General features: G+C 46.5%; 25 protein-coding genes. 12 read left to right on the forward strand and 13 right to left on the reverse strand.

Going from position 1 to position 22,364, the window contains the following annotated elements; all coding sequences use genetic code 11:
- Positions 1-8 precede the first annotated feature (8 nt).
- Complete coding sequence (locus ICV36_RS02090; protein ID WP_215400903.1) at positions 9-899, reverse strand: transporter; 891 nt, start codon at positions 897-899, stop codon at positions 9-11.
- A 60-nt stretch (positions 900-959) separates the two neighbouring features.
- Here ICV36_RS02090 and ICV36_RS02095 point away from each other — a divergent pair, with 60 nt between their 5' ends.
- Entirely contained in the window at positions 960-1,286 is a 327-nt protein-coding gene (locus tag ICV36_RS02095) for a hypothetical protein (protein WP_251375051.1), read from the forward strand.
- A gap of 19 nt (positions 1,287-1,305) precedes the next feature.
- Here ICV36_RS02095 and ICV36_RS02100 read toward each other — a convergent pair whose 3' ends face one another.
- Positions 1,306-1,926 carry an SOS response-associated peptidase gene (locus ICV36_RS02100; RefSeq protein WP_215400904.1) on the reverse strand — a complete coding sequence of 207 codons (621 nt, stop codon included), beginning with the start codon at positions 1,924-1,926 and terminating at the stop codon, positions 1,306-1,308.
- 84 nt (positions 1,927-2,010) lie between these two features.
- On the opposite strand from ICV36_RS02100, the gene ICV36_RS02105 reads away from it, so the two are divergent.
- A complete protein-coding gene (locus ICV36_RS02105) occupies positions 2,011-2,850 on the forward strand; it encodes a peptidylprolyl isomerase (protein WP_215400905.1) in 840 nt (279 codons plus the stop codon).
- Between the two features lie 48 nt (positions 2,851-2,898).
- Here ICV36_RS02105 and ICV36_RS02110 read toward each other — a convergent pair whose 3' ends face one another.
- The 4 genes from ICV36_RS02110 to fdxA are packed head-to-tail and all read right to left on the reverse strand — an operon-like array spanning position 2,899 to position 5,629.
- A complete protein-coding gene (locus ICV36_RS02110) occupies positions 2,899-3,387 on the reverse strand; it encodes a dihydrofolate reductase (RefSeq protein WP_215400906.1) in 489 nt (162 codons plus the stop codon).
- A gap of 10 nt (positions 3,388-3,397) precedes the next feature.
- Positions 3,398-4,192, reverse strand: a complete 795-nt coding sequence (locus ICV36_RS02115; protein ID WP_215400907.1) for a thymidylate synthase — start codon at positions 4,190-4,192, stop codon at positions 3,398-3,400.
- A gap of 47 nt (positions 4,193-4,239) precedes the next feature.
- Complete coding sequence (locus ICV36_RS02120) at positions 4,240-5,286, reverse strand: NAD(P)/FAD-dependent oxidoreductase (RefSeq protein ID WP_215400908.1); 1,047 nt, start codon at positions 5,284-5,286, stop codon at positions 4,240-4,242.
- 19 nt (positions 5,287-5,305) lie between these two features.
- Entirely contained in the window at positions 5,306-5,629 is a 324-nt protein-coding gene (fdxA, locus tag ICV36_RS02125) for a ferredoxin FdxA (RefSeq protein WP_215400909.1), read from the reverse strand.
- 118 nt (positions 5,630-5,747) lie between these two features.
- On the opposite strand from fdxA, the gene ICV36_RS02130 reads away from it, so the two are divergent.
- The gene (locus ICV36_RS02130; protein ID WP_215400910.1) at positions 5,748-6,761 is read left to right on the forward strand and encodes a D-glycerate dehydrogenase; all 1,014 of its coding nucleotides are present in this window, start codon (positions 5,748-5,750) and stop codon (positions 6,759-6,761) included.
- 83 nt (positions 6,762-6,844) lie between these two features.
- Here ICV36_RS02130 and ICV36_RS02135 read toward each other — a convergent pair whose 3' ends face one another.
- From ICV36_RS02135 to ICV36_RS02155, 5 genes are all read right to left on the reverse strand, one after another.
- A complete protein-coding gene (locus ICV36_RS02135; RefSeq protein WP_215400911.1) occupies positions 6,845-7,138 on the reverse strand; it encodes a hypothetical protein in 294 nt (97 codons plus the stop codon).
- 12 nt (positions 7,139-7,150) lie between these two features.
- Entirely contained in the window at positions 7,151-8,467 is a 1,317-nt protein-coding gene (glp, locus tag ICV36_RS02140; protein WP_215400912.1) for a gephyrin-like molybdotransferase Glp, read from the reverse strand.
- Entirely contained in the window at positions 8,464-9,069 is a 606-nt protein-coding gene (gene mobA / locus ICV36_RS02145) for a molybdenum cofactor guanylyltransferase MobA (RefSeq protein WP_215400913.1), read from the reverse strand. Before mobA ends, glp begins: the two co-directional genes overlap by 4 nt.
- Positions 9,069-10,196, reverse strand: a complete 1,128-nt coding sequence (gene moaA / locus ICV36_RS02150; protein ID WP_215400914.1) for a GTP 3',8-cyclase MoaA — start codon at positions 10,194-10,196, stop codon at positions 9,069-9,071. Before moaA ends, mobA begins: the two co-directional genes overlap by 1 nt.
- 93 nt (positions 10,197-10,289) lie before the next feature.
- Complete coding sequence (locus tag ICV36_RS02155; protein ID WP_215400915.1) at positions 10,290-12,923, reverse strand: Rne/Rng family ribonuclease; 2,634 nt, start codon at positions 12,921-12,923, stop codon at positions 10,290-10,292.
- A 464-nt stretch (positions 12,924-13,387) separates the two neighbouring features.
- Between ICV36_RS02155 and ICV36_RS02160 the strand changes: the two genes are divergently transcribed.
- Genes ICV36_RS02160 through sppA form a run of 3 tightly spaced genes read left to right on the forward strand, consistent with a single transcriptional unit; the run spans position 13,388 to position 16,095 of the window.
- Entirely contained in the window at positions 13,388-14,404 is a 1,017-nt protein-coding gene (locus ICV36_RS02160) for an RluA family pseudouridine synthase (protein ID WP_215400916.1), read from the forward strand.
- Positions 14,405-14,412: 8 nt separating this feature from the next.
- Positions 14,413-15,096 carry an HAD-IA family hydrolase gene (locus tag ICV36_RS02165; protein ID WP_215400917.1) on the forward strand — a complete coding sequence of 228 codons (684 nt, stop codon included), beginning with the start codon at positions 14,413-14,415 and terminating at the stop codon, positions 15,094-15,096.
- A gap of 51 nt (positions 15,097-15,147) precedes the next feature.
- Complete coding sequence (sppA, locus tag ICV36_RS02170; protein WP_215400918.1) at positions 15,148-16,095, forward strand: signal peptide peptidase SppA; 948 nt, start codon at positions 15,148-15,150, stop codon at positions 16,093-16,095.
- A 60-nt stretch (positions 16,096-16,155) separates the two neighbouring features.
- Here sppA and ICV36_RS02175 read toward each other — a convergent pair whose 3' ends face one another.
- The gene (locus ICV36_RS02175) at positions 16,156-16,926 is read right to left on the reverse strand and encodes an SAM-dependent methyltransferase (protein WP_215400919.1); all 771 of its coding nucleotides are present in this window, start codon (positions 16,924-16,926) and stop codon (positions 16,156-16,158) included.
- 36 nt (positions 16,927-16,962) lie between these two features.
- Complete coding sequence (locus ICV36_RS02180) at positions 16,963-17,559, reverse strand: Maf family nucleotide pyrophosphatase (RefSeq protein WP_215400920.1); 597 nt, start codon at positions 17,557-17,559, stop codon at positions 16,963-16,965.
- A gap of 43 nt (positions 17,560-17,602) precedes the next feature.
- On the opposite strand from ICV36_RS02180, the gene ICV36_RS02185 reads away from it, so the two are divergent.
- The 6 genes from ICV36_RS02185 to fabG all read left to right on the forward strand — a co-directional run bounded on the left by ICV36_RS02185 (position 17,603) and on the right by fabG (position 22,329).
- The gene (locus ICV36_RS02185; protein WP_215400921.1) at positions 17,603-18,178 is read left to right on the forward strand and encodes a DUF177 domain-containing protein; all 576 of its coding nucleotides are present in this window, start codon (positions 17,603-17,605) and stop codon (positions 18,176-18,178) included.
- A gap of 105 nt (positions 18,179-18,283) precedes the next feature.
- A complete protein-coding gene (rpmF, locus tag ICV36_RS02190) occupies positions 18,284-18,463 on the forward strand; it encodes a 50S ribosomal protein L32 (RefSeq protein WP_011902241.1) in 180 nt (59 codons plus the stop codon).
- 83 nt (positions 18,464-18,546) lie between these two features.
- Positions 18,547-19,560: a phosphate acyltransferase PlsX gene (gene plsX, locus ICV36_RS02195; RefSeq protein ID WP_215400922.1), complete on the forward strand. Its 1,014-nt coding sequence runs from the start codon at positions 18,547-18,549 to the stop codon at positions 19,558-19,560.
- The gene (locus ICV36_RS02200) at positions 19,557-20,543 is read left to right on the forward strand and encodes a beta-ketoacyl-ACP synthase III (protein WP_305848871.1); all 987 of its coding nucleotides are present in this window, start codon (positions 19,557-19,559) and stop codon (positions 20,541-20,543) included. Before plsX ends, ICV36_RS02200 begins: the two co-directional genes overlap by 4 nt.
- A gap of 58 nt (positions 20,544-20,601) precedes the next feature.
- Positions 20,602-21,537 carry an ACP S-malonyltransferase gene (gene fabD / locus ICV36_RS02205; RefSeq protein WP_215400923.1) on the forward strand — a complete coding sequence of 312 codons (936 nt, stop codon included), beginning with the start codon at positions 20,602-20,604 and terminating at the stop codon, positions 21,535-21,537.
- Between the two features lie 48 nt (positions 21,538-21,585).
- Positions 21,586-22,329: a 3-oxoacyl-ACP reductase FabG gene (gene fabG, locus ICV36_RS02210; protein ID WP_215400924.1), complete on the forward strand. Its 744-nt coding sequence runs from the start codon at positions 21,586-21,588 to the stop codon at positions 22,327-22,329.
- The last annotated feature ends 35 nt before the right edge of the window (positions 22,330-22,364 follow it).

A 22,364-nucleotide genomic window follows, 5' to 3' on the forward strand; every position in this document is an offset into this window, starting at 1 on the left:
AGAGAAGCCTAAAATTCAGTAGTAAAACGCAAGGCTAAACGGCGTGATTCAACAAAACCGTTTTTGATTTCCATATCCCGTCCGTATTGGAGACTAATTCTGCCAAATGGGTAATACGCTAAAGCACTCAATAAAAAGCGTTGAGTATTCACAACATTATTTTGATAGGTATTGCCAATCGTAGTCGCACCGCCGGCAACATAAAAATAAGAGGCGCCTAACGTGTAAGTCTGATTAATTTTATAGATGGGACCCAACTGCGTGGTAGTGAGTGGCTTCTGATTGAGAGAGGTATTGGTAGATGAAAAGCACGCTGCCGCACATTGACTATTGCCGCCAAACCACATAGTGTCGACTGCGATCATGCCGTCTAGATTTTCAATAATAGGTTGCTGATAGCCCATCTGAATGTCAGATTTGTAGCGATTCTCGCCGATATTAAATGCTTGCTGACTGTTATAGGCACCTGTTGGTGCCGATAAATAGGCTGCAACACCAAAGTATTTCTTTTTCTCTCTATCGGCGTAAGGCCAAATCGCAGTGGCAAAAGTGAGGTCGCCAATACCGGTACTGGCAGCATAAGAGGCTAGTGAACCTTCGGGCTTAATCGTCCCATACGGTATTTGAATGTAAGAAATGGCTGGCAGGTCTTGTACTGCGTAACTTGTACTAATGCGCGCAATGGCGCTTTGGGTGCCAATGTCAGGGCTGCCGAATGGCTTTGTTGATACTACTGAGCCATTTCTATAGAAAGTGCCATTCTCTGTATTGAGGTAGCTGATCATGACATGGCTCTTACCTGGTACCGGTGCGGCAATATCATTTGGCTGTAAATCAATGGCAGAGGCTATTGCGGGTAACAGCAAGATAGAGAGCGCGACGATTCGGAAAAAATGCATTCAAGCATTGTAATAAATATAAAAAGAAGTGGTATTACGTACTGCCCTACAATCGATGCTATGAGTACATGTGCCTTGCGATTAACTTCTTTCCTACTATTCATTGCTATTTCAGCTTGTAGTCAAGCGCCTATCAAACCTCCCGGCTCCACAACATTCTCTCCGTATACCCCTCAACAGATTCAGGAATTTAATCGTCAGAGTCTTTCTCCGGTAGAAGGCCCGTTTGGCCCAGTGGATCCAAGAGCGGAAGATTTGCGTATTGCTAAAGAGCGCGCAGCGGATTTAAAATTGTATAGCCAACCAGAGGGCGAAGAAGAGGCAGAGGCGATTGAAACTCAGTCCGTCGATCCTTATCAAGTGACTAAGCCCATCATGACTTTCTAGGCAATTATCTAACTGGGTATTACTCGATCGTTAACTCTGGAATAGAGTCCAACTGCAGTAAAGTGCGCGCCTCTTCTGGTGTGGCATTTAACCATGCGTCAAAGAGCTCAGGGCGCAAGGGAACTACAGTACGTTTTTCTTCATCAGGTTTGTGCATGCGGTTCATTACCGGATGATTGCCCGCCTCAATCGTCAGCATGGAAAAAGAGACAATCAGTTCACCAGTTTCAGGCTCGGTCCACGTATCCCAAATTGAAGCGATTGCCATCGGCTCTTGGTTGGTCTGCTTAATGATGGTACGCACTGCCTTACCGGATGCATAGCAGGGCTCATAAAAAGCATCTGCTAGCGCTAAGGCGTAATGTCGTTTTGTCCAGGCATGCTTATTGGAGGGTTTCTCTGCAACCGTTTCTGCTCTGGCGTTGTAAGTCTTTCTGCCAAAATTTTCTTCCTTCGCCCAGGACGGCACTAAACCAAAGTGAGCCAAGCCAATTGCTGTGCGCTCGGTATTGTGACTTTTAAGAATAATAGGGTCTGGGTATGTCGGAAAGACATCGTGAGCATTGGATTGAGGTAAATCAAGATCAAAGTAGGTTTTGACCCAATTCGTATTGATTGTTGTGAGATATTGAACACACATGGTTTTATTTTACTGCGCCATATTGGGCTGGACCTTATGCCTGCTGGTACTATGGAGGCTAAATTTTAGAAAGACATCCTCCTTATGAAACCTTTTCGCTCTGTATTGAATCCCTTGGTCATTCGCTTGATCGCTGCAGGTCTATTGACTGGTGCACTGATAAGTGGAGCTTCTGCGCAACAAAGTGGTTTACCAATTAATGCAGCCGCCTCTGTTAACGGAGTCATTATTACTAATGACATGGTTGAGCAAGGTATAAAGGCTGCGATATCCCAAGGACAAAAAGATTCTCCAGAATTGCGTAAGATAGTGATTGAAAAGTACATTGAAGTGCTATTACTTTCACAGCAGGCTGAGAAAGATGGTTTAGCCAATTCTGAAAAAGCCAACACGCAGTTGGCCATGATTCGTCAGAACTATTTGGCTGATCTAGAGCTATCTACCTATATGGCAAAAAATCCCATTACCGATGCAGACGTTCAAGCTGAATACAACAAAGAGATTGCATCTTTGGGTTCTCAAGGGATGATTACCGAATATAAGGTGAGTGATATTGCTGTTGCTACTGAGGCGGATGCACAGGCTGCGTTAGTGCGCATTAAAAAAGGCGAGCCCTTTGATAAAGTTGCTAAAAGTGTTTCTTTGGCCCCAAACAAGGTTCAAGGTGGAGCTGTAGGATGGGTTCAGGCTGGGCAGTTGGGTCCTCAATTAGCCCCCGCGTTAACTGCACTTTCTAAGGGTCAGGTTACAGCACCGATTCAGATGCAACAAGGCTGGTACCTTATGAAGTTAGAAGACAAAAAATCGAGTAAGCCGCCTTCATTTGAGCAAGCTAAGCAAGCTATCCGTGCAGGCATGACTCAAAGAAAGCAGTTTGAGTTTTTAAGTCAGATTGCAAAAGATTCCAAGATTGTAGTTCAGTAAAAAGTATATTTTTACTTGAAATAAATAAGGACTCCGAGGAGTCCTTATTTATTGTCGTTCTAGAGTAATAAAGCTAAAGCTAATATCACCCTCGGATCCTGGTGTTCGTTCCACCTCTTTCCAGGCGGATTCATTCGGTACCTCAAAGAAAGTATCGCCACCCTCAATATCCAGATCAATTTCTGTAATGTAGAGACGGTCTGCTTTGTCAAAAGCTTGTTTAAATAGTTGTTCACCACCAATGACAAAAACACGTGGAAACTCACTCAAGCGATTTAATGCTTCGTCGAGAGAGCTTGCTAATTCACCACCAGTAGCCTGATAGTCTTGATTACGGCTGACGATAATATTGCGACGACCTGGTAGGGGGCGTCCAATCGATTCCCAGGTCTTGCGACCCATAATGACGGGAAAGCCCATAGTGACACGTTTGAAGAACTGCAAATCGGCTGAGATCTTCCACGGCATTTGATTATCGCGACCAATGACGTGATTGCGTGAGCGCGCAACAATCATAGAAATAGCAGGTTGAGTCATAAGTAAGTTTTTAGATGGCTACAGGAGCTTTAATGTGGGGATGGGATTCATAGCCAACGATTTCGAAGTCTTCAAACTCGTAATCGAATATGGAATCAGGTTTACGCAAAATATTGAGCTTTGGTAGCGGGAAAAAGTCACGTGATAGCTGCAGCTCTACTTGCTCTAAATGATTGCTATATAAATGGCAATCACCACCAGTCCAAATAAAATCACCAACCTCTAGATTGCATTGTTGCGCCATCATATGCGTCAGTAAGGCATAGCTGGCGATATTAAAAGGTACACCCAAGAATATGTCAGCACTGCGCTGATAGAGTTGGCATGACAACTTACCATCTGCGACATAAAACTGAAAGAAGGCATGGCAAGGCGCTAAAGCCATACGGGGAATATCTGCTACATTCCAGGCAGAAACAATAATGCGACGTGAATCTGGATTCTTCTTGATGGTTTCAACCACTTCAGATATTTGATCAATGTGCTGACCGTTAGGTGCGGGCCATGAGCGCCACTGATAGCCATAGATGGGGCCTAATTCGCCGTCGGGTGCAGCCCATTCATTCCAAATGGATACACCGCGCTCTTTGAGCCAATTATTATTGGTGCTGCCCTTGAGGAACCAAAGCAATTCATAAATGATGGACTTAAGGTGTAGCTTTTTAGTGGTCACCATCGGAAAGCCGTCGGCCAAGTTGAAGCGCATTTGGTGCCCAAATACGGAAACCGTGCCAGTTCCAGTCCTGTCAGACTTTTGAACGCCTTTGGCGAGAACTTCTTTCATGAGATCGTGATATTGACGCATATATGTATGGGCTAAAAATGGTGGTGTATTAACGAATTAGGGATAGCTTACTCGAATGTGGGCGACTTCACCCCGAGAGCCTGGTGAAGCTTGGGGGAGGTGGTTGTGTATTGCAGCTGAATCTGTTTTTCTGGGTTCAGATACGCTGCGGCTGCAAAGGCAGCCAAGGCGGCCTCATGAAATCCTGACAGAATTAGCTTTTTCTTGCCGGGGTAGATATTGATATCACCAACCGCATAAATTCCGGGGGTGCTGGTTTGAAATTTCTCTGTATCAACGCAAATTTGCTTGCGATCGATATTTAGCCCCCATTCCGCAATCGGGCCTAGCTTTGGGGAGAGTCCATAGAACACCAAAAGATCATCGAGTGGAATCTGTTTTTCTTCACCATCAATATTGGTGAAAGTGATTTCAGAAAGCAGATCATCTCTCACTGCATATGCAGTCACTTGTCCAATCAATAGTTGTATATGATTGCCGCTACAAAGTTCGCGCATTCTTGCAATCGATTTTGGTGCAGCCTTAAATTCATCGCGACGGTGAATCAAAGTGACACTCGCTGCAATATCTGCAAAGTAGATTGCCCAATCTAGAGCGGCATCACCGCCACCGCAAATGACAACTCGTTTGTCTGCAAATTTTTCAGGATTTTTAATGTGATAGAAAAGTTGCCTGCCTTCAAAGGCATCAATGCCTTCAAGGTTCATGGTTCTTGGCTGAAAGGCGCCTACGCCACCAGCAATAAAGACGGTTTTGCTAAGGAAATGATTGTCTTGTGATGTGCGAATAAGAAAGCGTCCATCAGATTGGGATTCAAGCTTGTTAACCTCTTGTCCCAGATGAAACTGGGCATTGAAGGGTTTAATTTGTTTGAGTAAATTATTGGTAAGTTCACGACCAGTGCAAACTGGAATCGCAGGAATATCGTAGATAGGCTTATCTGGATAAAGCTCAATGCATTGACCGCCAACCTCTGGAAGTGAGTCAATGACGTGGGCTTTAATTTCTAGTAGGCCTAATTCAAATACCTGAAAGAGACCCACAGGACCGGCGCCAATGATGACGGCATCGGTTTCTATGGGTGAATGTGACACGAATTGCTTATGCTAGAAATTACTTTACTAGCTGATCAAGTTTATTTTTAACGTCTTTCCATTCTTCAGCATCAGGAAGGGCTGTTTTGGATTTGGTAATCGAAGTCCAAGAAGGGGAGAGTTCGGCATTCAGTTTGATGAATGCTTGTTGATCACCAGGTACGTCGTCTTCAGCATAAATGGCATTTACAGGGCACTCTGGAACGCAAACCGCACAGTCAATGCACTCGTCTGGATCAATTACTAAAAAATTGGGGCCTTCGCGAAAGCAGTCAACTGGGCAAACATCAACACAGTCGGTGTATTTGCAACGGATACAAGCTTCGGTAACAACGTAAGTCATGGCAGTTTTGTTTCAAGAGCCCCAAAAGCTGGGTGCTAAGTTGTAAAACCTCAATTTTAGCCGAAATAGCCTATTTTTCAGGCAAAAGGACTAATTTACTTGTTGTAAAGTTCCCCCTATGAATACACAGTCCAATAGTGCAGTTAATCCGCAAAAACCTCGAATTTTGGTGGCAAGAGCCATTTTTCCAGAGGCTTTAGCCAAACTGGAGGAATCCTTTGACGTTCGATCCAATCAAGAGGATCGGATTTTTAGCGCCGAAGAGTTGCAAAAAGAACTCTCTGGGGTTGTGGGGGCATTGGTTGCGGGTAGCGAAAGAATTGATGCGCATGCTCTGGCGCATGCCAAAGACTTAAAAGTGGTGGCCAATATTTCTGTGGGCTATAACAATTTCGATATTCCGGCGATAACCGCTGCTGGAGTGATGGCAACTAACACCCCTGATGTATTAACCGACACGACTGCGGACTTTGGTTTTGCATTACTCATGGCAACTGCAAGACGCATTACTGAATCTGAGCATTGGGTACGCGCAGGCCAATGGGATAAGTGGTCGATTGTGAATAATCCGCTAGGGATGGATTTGCATCACAGCACAGTTGGCATCATTGGTATGGGGCGTATTGGTCAGGGCATTGCAAAGCGTGCCTTAGGTTTCGGAATGAATGTGATTTATCACAATCGCAGTCATCTATCTGATGCTGATGAAAAAGCGTGCGGGGCAAAGTATGTCTCTAAAGAAGAATTGCTACGCACTGCTGATCATGTGGTGTTGGTCTTGCCTTATAGCGCCGAGAGTCATCACACCATCGGTGCAAAAGAAATTGCCCTGATGAAACCGACTGCAACCCTGATAAATCTTGCCCGTGGCGGGATTGTGGATGACGCTGCGCTAGCTCAAGCACTCAAGGAAAAGAAAATCTTTGCAGCTGGTTTAGATGTGTTTGAGGGTGAGCCTAAAGTGCATCCTGAATTGCTCAAGTTGAGCAATGTAGTATTGGCTCCGCACATTGCCAGTGCAACTGAAAAAACACGAAGAGCCATGGTTGATTTAGCGATAGACAATTTACGCGCTGCAGTCGATGGGAAAAAACCACCTAGCTTGATTAATCCAGAAGTCTATAAGAGCTAGTTAAATTAACAAAGCAGTATAAAAATAATGCCGAGTGTGTACTCGGCATTATTGTCTGTGGCAGAGCTCTGAATACAGGTTATTTATTCAGCATCAATTTCTTCTGGAAGTTCGCGCATGGCTAATTCAATACCGCCGAACTTGCCTGCAACCCAGTTGTAGACCTTGCACGCAATCCACAACAATCCAAAGCCGAGTAGGGCATTCAGAATGAGCGCCGATAGTACGGTGAATCCAGGTATGGCGCCGTCACGAATGAAGGCTACAAATAGTGCCAACAAAACGATTGGAACGGAGAAACAGAGGTACACCAAAACCAAAGTTTTGGCGGTATGCATTGGGTCGAGAAAGACAAGTTCTTTTTTGGTGAGTTTCATGATGACGCAATCTTAAAGCAGTCCATCAAAAAGCGCTATATCTACCCAGTCTCCGGCGGCAATATTTCCCTGTTCATGACCTAAGATGACGAAGCAATTAGCCTCACTCATCGAGCGCAGAATTCCTGCACCTTGACTGCCCGTCAGCCTTACAGAAGGCTTCCCATCAGAGCTACGCCTCAGGATGGCGCGCTGAAACTCTGTGCGCCCTGGCTTTTTGCGGATAGGGGCTTCAGCAATCGCCTGCACCAGTGGCGGTTCGGTTTGATTGGCGCCGTTGAGTTGTAGAAGGGCTGAGCGAACAAATTGATAAAAGGTCACCATGACCGCTACTGGATTTCCGGGCAAGCCAAAGAAAAGTGTTTTGCGAGCGGGAGACTTCCCAGCGATAGGTTTGAGGACTCCAAAGGCCATTGGACGACCTGGACGCATCGCGATCTTCCAAAATCCAACATCACCCAACTCTTGCATGATCTGTTTTGTGAAGTCTGCTTCACCAACAGACACGCCACCAGAGGAGATTAATACATCAGCTCGGCTTGCTGCATCAATGAAAGCTTGCTTTAAAGAGGTGGGATCATCGCGCACAATGCCGCAATCAATGATCTCTAAATTTAGGCGATTGAGTAGGCCTGTCAGACTATAGCGATTGCTGTCATAGATGCTGCCAGGATCCAATATTTGATCTAAAGGGCGTAACTCGTCACCAGAAGACAGAATGGCTACTTTGAGTTTGCGCTTTACTGGTAAGGATGCAATACCGAGTGAGGCAGCTAAACCAAAATCCGATGGGCGCAATAAACGGCCAGCTTCAATTGCAGGTTTACCTTTTTGAAGATCTTCGCCACGCAGGCGGCGGTTCTCCCCGGCCTTTAATTGATCTTGCCGAAACTGAATGGTGAGCTCATTTATTGCAGTGGTGAATTCTTGAGGAATTACAGTATCGCAACCAGCCGGCATGACTGCGCCGGTCATGATTTTGAGGCATTCACCGGGGCCAATGCTGCCTTCATAAGGTCTGCCGGCATAGGCTGTGCCAACAATGCTTAAAGAAACGACTGCACTATTGGTGTCTAGACATTGACCATCAAATGCAAAGCCATCCATCGCCGAGTTATCAGCAGCTGGAACATCGATTGGGGAGAGTAGATCTACTGCCAAGATGCGATCAATTGCTTTGTCTAGAGCAACAGTTTCAATATCAGCCGGATCATTAATGGCTCTGGACTCTTGAATGAGATCGTCTACTAATGCTGCAATGGCTTTGCGAGCATGATCAACATGTAGTGATGAAGTCAAAAGTATTGGCTGATTTGGGGAGTGACTCATGCAGACACTTCTTCTAATGCTTTAAGTTCTTCAGGAGTATTGACGTTGGCAAATACTTGTGGATCATCAAAAATGACTGTGCTACTACGCAACTCTTTAAACCAACGATCAATTTTGAGATCGCCCTTAAGTAAAAAATTGGCTAGAGAGTCTTGTAAGTTCGCGCGCATTAAACAAAATACGGGCTGCGCCCAAACTTTACCATCCGCTTCTTTACTTGAGGCATAAACCAATTGAAAATCCCCTCGCTCCATCTCTGCGCTTAAAAGTTCAGCAAGATTATTGGGCAGCAAGGGTGAGTCACAGGGCGAGGTCAGCATGTAAGGCGTCTTGCATGCCTTCAAGCCAACGGAGAATCCAGCTAGTGGCCCTGAAAAATCGGGTGTTTCATCCATGATTACTGGGTACCCATAGCTTGCGTACTTTGTAATATTACGATTGGCATTAATCACCATGGTTTGTACCTGGGGCTTTAGCTTTGCAACAGCCGACTCAATCAGCGGCTTTCCATGAAATGGAATTAATCCTTTATCAATGCCGCCCATGCGTTGTGCACGGCCGCCAGCAAGTATTAATCCAGTGATGTCTTTATTGGAAATCATTAGCCGCCGATATAGGACATTTCAACCTTGCGGTTGCCTGAAGATAAATTCGCCGTATTGGAGCCTCTGATTTCGGAATAGTGGTCATCCCGAGCTGCCCATGTATTCATGATGGCATTGGCAATTTCTAGATCGGATTTACCTGAGCGCAGCAAGGTTTTGAAATCAAAGCCTTCGTTAGCAAAGAGGCAGAGATACATTTGTCCGTCAGTCGAGATGCGTGCTCTAGTGCATTCATGACAGAAGGTTTGAGTGACACTAGAAATGACGCCAATCTCACCTGAACCATCAACATAGCGCCAGCGTTGCGCAACCTCACCAGAATAGTTCGCCTCAATGGCTTCCAATGGAAATACTTCATGAATTCTTGCAATCACTTCTTTGGATGGAAGTACCTGTTCCATATTCCAGCCATTAGAACTCCCAACATCCATAAACTCAATAAAGCGCAAAATCACACCGCTACCCTTGAAGTGCTTGGCCATCGCAACAATCTCATGATCGTTGGTACCTTTTTTGACCACCATATTGACTTTGATGTTCTTAAAGCCAGCCTCTTGTGCAGCGGCAATTCCATCAAGCACATCGGCAACAGGAAAATCAACATCATTCATTTTTTTGAAGATCGCATCATCTAAGCCATCAAGGCTGACGGTTAATCTTTGCAGACCAGCAGTTTTTAATGCCGCCGCTTTCTTGCGCAAAATGCTGCCGTTGGTAGTGAGAGTCAGATCTAGGGGCTTGCCGTCAGGTGTTTGGATTTTTGCCAGCATCTCAATGAGCACTTCTAGGTTCTTGCGAAGTAGTGGCTCACCACCCGTTAGCCTAATTTTTTCAACGCCCAAAGCAGTGAAGATAGAAGTGAGGCGATTGATTTCCTCAAAACTTAATAACTCTTTATGGGCAAGATAAGGATAGTGTTGATCGAATACTTCCTTAGGCATGCAATAAGTACAGCGAAAGTTGCAACGATCAGTAACTGATATACGCAGATCTCTTAAGGTACGCCCACGGGTATCTTTCGTATGTCCATGAGGGGTGACAAGCTGCGCACCAATGGAAGGCGCAAGACCTCTGCCTTCATCGATGCGAATAGGGATTACCTTTGGGATTGCTTTATCAACCATGTTCTCAATTATGGCTGTGAAACGGGGTTTCTGCCAAACCGCCAAATATCCTTGTGGGATAAATGGCGGTCTAGAGAAAAAGCGTTAAATGACTTAAACCGTTTTTTCTTGGCCGCCGGTTTCAACTAAAACCATAGGGCCATCAGGAAGTTGAGCAGCAGGCCTAGGCGCTCTGCCTAAGTTGTGTGCAACGGGTTCTGCTTGAATCTGGCTTTGTGCTTCAGCATGTTTTGCAGAATCAGTGGCGACCCAAATCATGCCGGCTGACTGCACAACGCTATGCAACGGAGTTTCCTCAAGCGCTTGGAAAGCAACTTTAGGAAGTTCTGGTGCGGGCTTACTAATTACTTCTACTGAAGAAGTGACTGCAACAGCAGCTTGGACGATTGGAGGAGATGCAGGAGCACTCTGTGCAGGGCGATTAGATTGACGTGGCGCACGTGGAGCGCGCTCTTGTCTTTCTTGTTTCTCTGCCGCAGGCTTTGCATTTCCAAAGCTATTGACAAGGTTCTGAATCGGCATGCTTGCAGATGCACCAGCCATCCCAACTGGAGGGCCTGCAAATGGGCTGGCAGTCACTGCATTTACGGTTGTGGCTGCCGCTGGGTTAGTGGCTTCACCACCGCCTTCAGTACGCTCGCCACGTTGACCGCGACCACGACCACGTCGATTGCGACCACGACCACGACGTTCTTCGCCATCAGCTGCAGGAGTAGTTTCATTCCCAGGCGCTGCTTCAGTTGCAGGCGTTACTGCAGCTGGATTAGCTTGGCGCTCTGGTTTGGGACCATTTTGATTGCCCTGGTTGCGGTTGCCGTTACGGTTATTGCGATTGCGATTATTGTTAGAGCCTTCTGCTGGAGTGCCTTCAGCTGCATTCGCGGCAGGACGCTCAGCACGTTCAGTGCGGTCGCCTCGGCGGTTGCGCCCGCGATTGCGGTCGTTACCATTGCGCCCTTGATTGCGACCACGTGAGTGGCTTGGGGCTGGCTTCTCTTCAACTGCTGGTGATGAACCAAAGAGGCTCTTAATAAAGCCAAATAAACCACCAGTTTTTTCTGCTTTAGCTACTTTTTCAGTGCGAGCAGGACGTGGTTGGCTGATCGGCGCAGGTTGAGTTGGAGTGATGCCCTTAACCGCAGCTTCTGGGCGTGCTTTTACATCAGCATCTTTTTTGCTTACGGTGGTATCTGTCTCAAGTTCGCGAGCAGCTTCTTCTGCCATCACATAGCTTGCTTTTTGATCGTCAAGACGAGGATCATCATGACGCAAACGCTCTAGTTTGTAATGTGGAGTCTCTAGATGCTTGTTGGGAACCATTAAGACATTTACTTTGAAGCGCGTCTCAATCTTGATCACTTCAGCGCGTTTTTCATTCAAGAGGAATGCAGCCACTTCAACTGGTACCTGAGTATGAATTGCTGCAGTGTTTTCCTTCATCGCCTCTTCTTGGATGATGCGCAGAACTTGCAAAGCAGAAGATTCAGTATCGCGAATGTGACCAGTGCCATTACAACGTGGGCAGGTTACATGGCTACCTTCAGATAATGCAGGGCGCAAACGCTGGCGCGACATTTCCATTAAGCCAAATTTGGAGATCTTGCCCATTTGTACGCGGGCGCGGTCATGACGCAGGGCATCGCGCAAGCGATTCTCAACATCCTTCTGTGCTTTGCTGGACTCCATGTCAATGAAGTCAATGACGATCAAGCCACCCAAGTCACGTAAACGTGCTTGACGAGCGATTTCATCGGCGGCTTCTAAGTTTGTGCGTGTTGCAGTTTCTTCAATATCAGAACCGCGGGTTGCACGTGCTGAGTTCACGTCCACCGAAACCAAGGCTTCTGTGTGGTCGATCACAATTGCGCCACCAGATGGGAGTGGCACGGTGCGTGAGTATGCGGTTTCAATTTGATGCTCAATCTGGAAGCGTGAGAACAAAGGCACGTCATCTTGGTAACGCTTCACGCGAGGCAAGTTGTCTGGCATAACAACAGACATAAATGCGGCAGCTTGCTCGTAGATGTCATCGGTATCGATGAGAATCTCGCCAATATCTGGCTGAAAGTAATCGCGAATTGCACGAATGACCAAACTAGATTCGAGATAGATCAATAGTGGGGCAGAATTGCCTTTAGCAGCTTCATCAATCGCTTTCCACAATTGCAATAGGTAACTTAAGTCCCATTGCAATTCAGTAGCATCACGACCAATACCAGCAGTACGAGCAATGATGCTCATGCCGTCTGGCACTTCTAATTGAGCCATAGCCTCACGGAGTTCTTGACGATCTTCACCTTCAATGCGACGAGATACGCCGCCTCCACGTGGGTTATTTGGCATCAAGACCAAATAGCGGCCAGCCAAGGAGATAAAGGAGGTGAGGGCAGCGCCTTTTTGGCCGCGCTCTTCTTTTTCTACCTGGACAATGATTTCTTGACCTTCACGCAAAGCATCTTTGATAGAAGCATTGCGGACGTCGATACCCTCTTTAAAGTAACTGCGGGCCACTTCCTTAAATGGTAAGAAGCCATGGCGCTCTTCGCCGTAATTGACAAAGCAGGCCTCAAGGGAAGGTTCAATACGGGTAATGACACCTTTGTAGATATTGCCTTTGCGTTGTTCACGGCCGGCAGCTTCGATATCGATATCAATGAGTTTTTGACCATCAACGATGGCAACTCGCAACTCTTCTTGTTGAGTTGCATTAAACAACATGCGTTTCATAACACTCTCCTATGGGGGAGGGTGACCTTGCGCGCTGCGTTAGGGGACAAGTTAAATACCACTTAGGTCTGTACCTAAGGTGGTTTATGAGTGTGGATCATGCAAATCTAAGCACTTTTTGCTTAGTTCACCCAGTTAACGGTTGGTTAAATCGGTGCCACACTTGACGATCGCCGCAGAGACCTCCTTTAGGTCATCAATGCAGGCGCGCGCCTGAAAACTGTCTTCTAATCGCGGGTCGCGGCATACGGCACACCAACCCTGCGCCTCATTACAACGGGGGAGGGGCAACCCCGGGAGTCTATTAAAGGGCGACTCCAAGCTCCACGATTCAAACCTGACTTCAGGTTGGGATCTAGCCAATAAATTGGCTAGAGCGTTGATTATACGGCACAAGTTGCGTGACAATGGGGTATTGTTGAGTCCCTTGTCGTCCCCTACTGGGGTCACAAGAGAGATAAATCATGAAATCAGAACCCATTTCCAAGCCTTTAAAGCAAAAAACACCAACTACTTCAGTGTCTGCTGCGGTGCACCTTCAGACCATTGGTCCGGAAGAGGCTGGCCAACGCTTGGATAACTATTTACTACGCTGGGCTAAAGGGGTTCCTAAAAGCCATGTTTACCGAATTATTCGATCTGGCGAGGTTCGGGTCAATAAAAAGCGGGCAGAGCCAACCACGCGCTTGATTGAGGGTGATGTTGTGCGTGTCCCGCCAGTGCGTATTGCCGAACCAGCCCAAATGGCGGCGGTGAATACTGCTCAAACCAAGTCTCGGGCGCATGGCTATTCAGACAAAATGCCAATTCTTTTTGAAGATGAGGCCCTCTTAATAGTGAACAAGCCGGCTGGTTTGGCAGTCCATGGGGGTTCTGGTATTGCACTCGGGGTAATTGAAACCTTGCGCATCACCCGCCCCGAGCTCAAGTTCCTGGAACTGGTGCATCGCTTAGACCGAGATACTTCTGGAGTTCTGCTGCTGGCTAAAAAGCGTAGTGCCCTGGTAGAGCTGCATCGCCAAATTCGTGAAGGTCAAACTGATAAGCGCTACTTCTTGCTTGCACATGGTGCAATTAATCAGGGCGCACAGACCATGCAGCTTAAATATCCGTTGCATAAGTATCTTTTGCCTAACGGTGAGCGCCGCGTTCGAGTTGATCCAGATGGTCTGCCAAGTCATACCGCATTGCGAGTGACTAAAACACTTCAGCGTGAAGACGCTACCATTACTTTGGCTGAAGCACAGCTCAAGACAGGGCGCACACATCAGATTCGGGTGCACTTACAAAAATTAGGACACGCGATTTTGGGTGATGATAAGTACGGCTTTGAAGATTTAGATAAGCAGATTAAATCGAAGCGTTTATATCTACATGCTCATCTGGCCGGCTTTACGCATCCACGCACGGGTGAAAAAATGCGGATTGAGTCGCCGTTGCCTCTAGAATTTACTGCCATGATGAAAACTTTTGAATTGTAAAAAGCAGAATGCCTCAATCAAACAATTCGAATAAATCAAATCGACCCTATGACCTGATTGTTTGGGACTGGGATGGAACCATCATGGATTCCACGCCAACAATCGTGCATTGCATTCAGCAAGCTTGCCGTGACCTAGGCTTTAAGGCGCCAGACGACACTTTGGCAAGTTCAGTAATTGGTTTGGGGATTCAGGACTCATTGCGAAGAGCGGTACCTTGGATTGAGCCGATGCATTTTCAAAAGTTGACGGATCGTTTTCGTTATCACTACTTAGCCAAAGATCATGAGCTCGATTTGTTTGTTGGCATTCGTGAATTGTTAGAGCAACTGCATGATGATCAGTATTTGCTTGGAGTGGCAACTGGTAAATCGCGCGTAGGTCTCGATCGGTCTTTAAAGCATCATCAAATCGGCCATCTTTTTCATGAGACTCGTACTGCTGATGAATCTTTCTCGAAGCCCCATCCGGGGATGCTGTTGGAGTTATCAGATGTTACTCAAGTGCCGACTCGTCGCATGCTGATGATCGGTGATACGACGCATGACTTGGATATGGCAGTCAATGCTGGTGTCGATGCTGTTGCAGTCACTTATGGCGCCCATCCTCCAAGTACCCTAAAGGAATCGCCCTCATTGGCGCATGTCAATAGTGTTGCGGAACTTGCGCAATGGCTTAAACAGAATTTGTAACCTGGCAATTAAATTAGCAAGTAATTAAGAAATACAGAGGAATTTAAAAATATGGAAAATAATCCAAATCCAAACTGGGAGCGCCAAGCGCTTGAGCACCTCTTATTGGAGAACTTGAAAGAGACTCGTAAAGCACGTCGCTGGAAGGCGTTATTAAGAGTCTTAACTTTGTTGGTAATTGTGGGTGCTTTGTTGTCGATATTTGATTTTCATCTTCCAGGCAAAGGCATGGGCGTAGAAAAGCATACGGCCTTAGTGACTTTGGAAGGGGAGATCTCTTCAAGTTCATTGGCCAATGCGATGGACATTAATTCTTCTTTACTATCGGCGTTTGAGAATGAGCAAAGTGCTGGGGTGGTGCTGCGCATCAATAGCCCTGGTGGTTCGCCAGTTCAGGCCGGCATGATTAATGATGAGATACATCGCTTGCGAAAGCTTTACCCCAAGAAACCGTTTTATGTCGTAGTGGAAGATATCTGTGCATCGGGTGGGTATTACGTTGCTGTCGCCGCAGACCAAATCTTGGTTGATAAAGCCAGTTTAGTAGGCTCTATTGGCGTGATCATGGAAGGCTTTGGCTTTACTGGCTTAATGGATAAGTTGGGTGTGACTCGTCGCATGATTACCTCAGGATCTAACAAGGGTATGTTGGATCCATTTAGCAAGGAGAATCCAAAACAAGTTGAAATGGTAAGGACCATGATTGATGAGATTCACCAGCAATTTATTGCGGTAGTAAAAGAGGGTCGTGGTGATCGCTTAAAGGATGTGCCGGATTTATTCTCGGGACGTATCTGGAATGGCGAGCAAGCCGTCAAGATTGGTTTGGCTGATGGCTATGGCACGGTTGATACCGTTGCGCGCGATATCTTCAAAGCACCCGATGTTCTGGACTACACCATGAAAGAAAACTTTGCAGAGCGTGTAGCTAAACGCTTTGGGGCTGAGGCTGGCGCTGCTGCTGGTAAGGCTTTAGTAAAGACGCCGGATCTGAAATAAATTAAGAGCGAAACAAGTAATAAGACAAAAAACAGAAAGCATAGCTAAAGCAATGAAGCTCTAGGCCAATAGTAGAAATACTGTTGGCCTATTTTGTAGTGGGGCGCACGCAGCCTCATTTGGATAGCGTTTACGCCAATCTGCAATCGATAATGTTGTGATCGTTTCTGATGGCAGGCTGAGATCCACCCCCAGGCAAAGCAAGCTTTGCGGCGCTAATGAATTAATGCAAGCCATCAACATTGCGGTGTTGCGATAGGGAGTCTCAATCCAAATTTGCGTTTGTTGTAATTTGCGAGACTCTACTTCTAATTGCTTTAACTTTGTTGTGCGCTCATGGGTGTCATGAGGTAGGTAGCCTTGAAATGCAAAGCGTTGACCATTTAGTCCACTTGCCATTAGCCCGAGCAATATTGAGCTTGGTCCAACCAATGGCTTTACTTGTGCACCCAACTGATGTGCCGCCAGAACAAGCTCTGCGCCTGGGTCAGCTACGCCGGGTACGCCCGCTTCCGACATCAAACCCATGTCATTTCCAGCAAGCAGAGGTTTTAGTAAATCAGTGGGTTTTACAGAGTCGCCATACTTGGCATTGCGTGCGGCACCGCGCCACTCACTCATCTGCATTTCTTGAATCGTGCAAGCCAATGGAGAAGCAGAATCGATTGCTTTTAACAGGGCGCGTGCTGTTTTAGCATCTTCCACAATCCAATGCTTGAGCTTGGCTGATTGCGCAATGGTCTCCGCGGGAAGGACCCAAGGTAGTTGCTCAACACGACTATCGTTGCCCAAGGTGTTGGGAATTAAATATAGGGTGCCAAGCTTAGCCATAAAATATTTTCCGATGATCCTTTTAAATTGGTCGCATTAGGTTTTGAGTGGAATGACAAAACCAGCATCACGCAATAATCCCGTTAAGGCAATGAGCGGTAAGCCAATTAAAGCAGTTGGGTCATCACTCTTAATGGCGTCTAGCAGGCTGATGCCTAGACCTTCTGATTTGGCGCTACCCGCGCAATCATAGGGCTCTTCGGCCAATAGGTAACTTTCTAAAACATCATCAGAGAGTTTGCGAAAGGTGACTTCAGTTGGAACGCAGAGGGTAGTGTGGGTATCGCCCTTCATCAAACACAATGCCGTTTGAAAAGTCACTTTTTGACCTCGCATCAGTTGCAACTGCGCTAACGCCCTTTCAAAATTTCCTGGTTTACCAATTGCAGCGCCACACAGATCGGCAACTTGATCAGAGCCAATGACCCAAGCATCTGGATGTTCTTTGGCAACTGCAGCTGCTTTTGCATGCGCGAGGCGCATTGCTAATTCGAGAGTGCTCTCACCGGTGAGAGGTGTTTCATCGACCTGCGGTGAAATCACCTCAAATGGAATGCGCAGACGCTCTAAAAGTTCGCGGCGATATTGGGATGTTGATCCTAGAATCAAGCGTTGGTTTTGAAAACTACTCATCGTATTCTGTGCTTTCTGGTGCGGCTTCATTTAGACTGATGCTATGAATCGTAATCAAGTTTTACCTCAAGTCGAGCTATCTGCAGAGCCTAGTGCGTTAAAGAGGGTCGATTTTTGTGCTCCTCAATCTTATAAGGGTGCTGGTTTTTTAAGCATCTCGGACTTGCCAAGGGTGGCCGAGGAAGTTTCGGTAATCAATCCAACGGACGGTTTTAGCTGGTCGGTTGCGACCCATTTCGAAAATTCTCCAGGCAGTGAGCCTCATCAGATCCTCGAATTGGGTCTAAAAGGGCGTCTGCATCTCGTTTGCCTGCGTTGTTTGCAGGATTGCGCAGTGGATTTGGATGAAAAGAGACGTTTTATCTTGGTTTTGACTGATGCCGAGGCGGATGACTATTCCATTGAGGATGAAGAGCAGGAGCCTTTGGTGGTAAGTCAGCATTTCAACCTCTTGGAGGCCATTGAGGATGAGGTTTTGTTGTCTTTACCCCTGATTCCAAAGCATCCAGATGGGTTTTGTGAGCCCCACGCCTCCACTTTTGGTGATGGGGCTGATGAGGATGCCGAAGTTGAGCGGGAAAATCCCTTTAACATATTGAAAAATATGAAGAAAAACTGAAATTAAGGTTTGTATTTCTGTTGTTGTTTTGAGTATCTTTTGTCAATAAATCAAGCATTTAGACGCTTTTCCATGCTAGAATGTCGCCTTGCTTAGGAGTTCAATATGGCCGTTCAACAAAATAAAAAATCACCTTCCAAACGTGGCATGCATCGTGCGCACGACTTTTTGACCGCACCTGCTACGGCTGTTGAAGCCACAACTGGTGAGGCTCACTTGCGCCACCACATTTCACCTAACGGCTACTATCGTGGTCGCAAAGTTGTTAAAACAAAAAACGACTAATTTTTTAGTCCAAACAGATCGAAGCGGCTCCAGTAAAAGCCGCTTTTTTCTTGGATAAATCACTTGCAGCAATCAATGAGCTTATGAGCGTTACTCTCGCTATTGATGCCATGGGCGGAGATCATGGAGTCGTCGTGACGGTTCCAGCTGCCTGCGATTTTTTAGAAAAACACGCAGATGTGAGGATCGCCCTTGTTGGTGATCCCGATTTAATCAAGCAAGTCTTGAGTAAATCATCAAAAGCGCCAATGGAGCGCATTCAAATTATTCCTGCTAGCGAAGTTGTCTTGATGGATGATCCCATTGAGATTGCGTTACGACGCAAAAAAGATTCCTCTATGCGCGTGGCAATCGAGCAAGTGAAAGAAGGGGTTGCTGATGCAGTTATCTCCTCCGGTAATACCGGTGCGCTCATGGCGATCTCGCGCTATATCCTCAAAACACTCGATGGTGTTGATCGACCTGCGATTGCTACTGCCATTCCCAATGAACTGGGGCGTGGCACGACTATGCTGGATTTGGGTGCAAACGCAGACTGTGAACCAATGCACTTGGTTCAGTTTGCGCAAATGGCCAACGTGATGGTGCAGGTAGTTGATGGCAAGCAAAACCCTTCGATTGGCCTTCTGAATATTGGTGAAGAAGTCATTAAAGGCAATGAGGTGGTTAAGCAAACTAGCGAATTACTTCGCCAGACTTCTTTGAACTTTTACGGCAACGTAGAAGGTAATGACATCTTTAAAGGAACCACGGATATTGTGGTGTGTGATGGCTTTGTAGGTAATGTTGTTTTAAAGGCTAGCGAAGGCTTGGCTAAGATGATGAGCGGAATGATCCGTGAAGAATTTAATCGTTCATTGTTGACGAAGTTAATGGCAATTTGCGCAATGGTGCCTTTGCTCAGAGTGCGCAAGCGCGTTGATCATCGTCGTTATAACGGTGCAGTATTGCTGGGTTTGCGCGGCTGCGTGATTAAGAGTCATGGTTCCGCAGACAGTTATGCATTTGGCTTTGCCTTGGATCGTGCTTATGAAGCAGCCAAGAATCGCATGGTAGAGCGCATTGCGGCAGCCTTTGTGGTGGAGACAAAAGTATGAGTATTTTTGCAAGAGTGGCTGGCACAGGAAGCTATCTTCCAGAGTTACGCCTAAGCAATCAAGATTTAGTAGAGCGCCTTGCTAAAACTGGTTTAGAGACCAGTGATGAGTGGATTAAGACCCGCAGCGGAATATCTGCGCGTCACTTTGCTGCTGACAATGAACTCACTAGTGATTTGGCGGTAAAGGCTGCACAAGCTGCACTAAGCAGCGCAGGAATTACTTCCGAAGATTTAGACCTCATCATTTTGGCTACTTCTACTCCAGATCATCTAGGCGGCTTTCCAAGTACTGCTTGCGTAGTGCAGGATAAATTAGGTGCACACACTTCTTGTGCAGCTTTCGATGTGCAAGCAGTTTGTGCTGGCTTTACTTATGCACTTGCTATTGCAGATGCTTTTGTTCGCTCTGGCTCATATAAGAAAGTATTGGTCATTGGGGCAGAAACATTCTCCCGTATTTTGAATTTCCAAGATCGTGGAACTTGTGTTCTGTTTGGTGATGGTGCTGGAGCGGTTGTGCTCGAGGCCTCAAAAGAAGCTGGCATTTTGTCTACTGCCTTGCACGCTGATGGTAGTCAACGCGATATTTTGTGTGTACCAGGTCGTGCTGGTAATGGTGAAGTGCATGGCTCTCCATTTATGACAATGGATGGCCAGGCCGTATTTAAACTAGCTGTTAAGGTATTGGAGCAAGTTGCCCATGAGGCGCTTGAAAAGGCAAATCTCAAGCCCGAGCAAATCGACTGGTTAGTGCCGCATCAAGCGAATATTCGAATCATGGAAGGCACGGCCAAGAAAATGGGCATGTCTATGGATAAGGTTATTGTTACTGTGCATGAGCATGGCAATACTTCGGCCGCTTCAATTCCTTTGGCATTAGATTGCGGAGTTCGCTCAGGACAAATCAAGCGTGGTCAACATCTGTTGTTAGAAGGTGTTGGCGGTGGTTTTGCTTGGGGTGCGGTTGCCATTAAATACTAAGAAAAATTTACTTTTATTTATCTATCTCTCTAATTTCTTTCATTAGCGAATTAAACACATGACATTTGCATTCGTATTTCCAGGTCAAGGCTCTCAATCTGTTGGCATGCTCAATTCCATTTCTGAACGTCCAGAAGTGCGCGCAACATTACAAGAGGCTTCCGAAGCCTTGGGCGAAGACGTTGCCAAGTTAATTGCTGAAGGCCCCGCTGAGGCTTTATCGTTAACTACCAATACGCAGCCCGTGATGTTGACTGCTGGCGTAGCTTTTTATCGTGCGTGGTTGGCTGCTGGTGGCCCCGCCCCTCAAGTGATGGCTGGACATAGTCTTGGTGAATATTCGGCCTTAGTTGCAGCAGGCGTGATTGCTTTTAAAGATGCGGTGCCTTTGGTGCGTTTTCGTGCTGAAGCGATGCAAAGTGCCGTTCCGGTTGGTACTGGAGGTATGGCGGCTATTTTGGGTTTAGATGATGCGACAGTGATTAAAGTTTGCGCTGAGGCAAGCGCTGCTTCTGGTGGCGTAGTTGAGGCAGTGAATTTCAATGCACCTGGACAAGTGGTGATTGCTGGTGCAAGCGACGCTGTTACTAAAGCTTGCGAGTTATTAAAAGCGGCCGGTGCAAAGCGTGCATTGCCATTGCCAGTATCAGCACCATTCCACTCTTCTTTATTGCAACCTGCTTCTGAGAAGCTCAAAGCATATTTGGCCAATATCGAATTTAAGGCGCCAACCATTCCCGTGATTAATAACGTGGATGTAGAAATTTTGAATGACCCGATGGCAATTAAAGATGCCTTAGTGCGTCAGGCTGCAAAACCTGTGCGTTGGCAAGAAACAATTCAAGCCATGGCTGCTCAAGGCATCACGCAAGTAGTGGAGTGCGGCCCTGGCAAAGTTTTGGCAGGTCTTACCAAGCGTATTAATGATCAAGTCACTGGTGTGCCAGTCTTTGATGAATCTAGTTTGAATGAAGTTCTGGCAAGCTTGAAATAAAAGCAAGTGATTAAAAACAGCGATTAAAAGAAATAGCGGAAGATAAATATGAATCTCGACTTAAGTGGACAAATTGCTTTAGTAACTGGCGCCTCACGCGGAATCGGTCAAGCAATTGCAGACGAGTTAGTGAAGTGTGGCGCTAAGGTTATTGGCACCGCAACCTCAGAAAGTGGCGCTAAGGCAATTGATGATCGTTTAAAAGCTTCGGGTGGTGCAGGTAAGGTATTGAATGTCACCGCACCAAATGCTTGTGAAGAAATTATTGATTCGATCGTGAAAGAATATGGCGGTATCAATATCTTGGTAAACAACGCTGGCATTACGCGCGATAACTTGGCGATGCGCATGAAGTCTGATGAATGGACTGATGTGATTGATACCAATCTCAGTTCTGTGTTTCGTTTGTCACAAGCGGTCATGCGTCCCATGATGAAGGCTCGCGGCGGCCGCATTATCAATATCACTTCTATTGTTGGTCACATGGGCAATCCTGGTCAGGCAAATTACGCTGCTGCAAAAGCAGGTGTTTCTGGCATGACGCGTGCTTTAGCCCGTGAAATTGGTAGCCGCAACATTACCGTTAACTGCGTGGCTCCTGGTTTTATAGATACCGATATGACCCGCGCTTTGAGCGAAGAGCAGCAAAATGCCCTAAAAGTGAACATTCCTTTGGCAAGATTGGGTAGCCCCGAGGATGTGGCTCAGGCTGTGGCGTTTTTGGCCTCTCCGGCCGCTGCTTACATTACGGGTAATACCCTACATGTGAATGGCGGGCTCTATCTGGCCTAACGGCAAAGCAAGAATTTGACGATTTTTCGGCAAAT

The sequence above is a fragment of the Polynucleobacter sp. MWH-UH35A genome (assembly GCF_018687075.1).
Lineage (GTDB): Bacteria > Pseudomonadota > Gammaproteobacteria > Burkholderiales > Burkholderiaceae > Polynucleobacter.